Source organism: Bradyrhizobium ferriligni, from assembly GCF_056837965.1.
Map to the genome: position 1 here is coordinate 1 of NZ_JBXEJO010000371.1, position 400 is coordinate 400.

Consider the following 400-nt stretch of genomic DNA (forward strand, 5'->3'; position numbering starts at 1 on the left):
ACACTCGACCTCGAACTGCTGATTATGCGCCGCGCCGTGGGTGGCCACCACCGTGTACAGCGGCAACGCAATCTTGTGACCTTGGAGGTACTCCTGCAACAGCGTCTTGGCGTCCTTGCCGAGCGTGCGCGGGTCCACCTGCTCGAGGATGGGGATGTACAGCTTGCGAATCAGCGTGCGGGCTGCATCGAAGCCACCGTCGAGAAACACCGCCCCGAAAATCGCTTCCAGCGCATCGGCCAGGATAGATGGGCGGCGGAAACCGCCGCTTTTCAATTCGCCTTCGCCCAAACGCAGGGCATCGGGCAACTGCAGCATCTGCGCGATCTCGTACAGTGCCTGTTGCTTGACCAGATTGGCCCGCACGCGCGACAGATCGCCCTCATCCAGCTTGCCGAAC

General features: G+C 62.0%; 1 protein-coding gene. It reads right to left on the reverse strand.

Annotated features, from left to right (window positions below; all coding sequences use genetic code 11):
- Nucleotides 1–400, reverse strand: a 400-nt coding sequence (locus AC1VNY_RS42830) for a ribonuclease III family protein (protein WP_482409728.1), incomplete at both ends; no start/stop codon positions are given.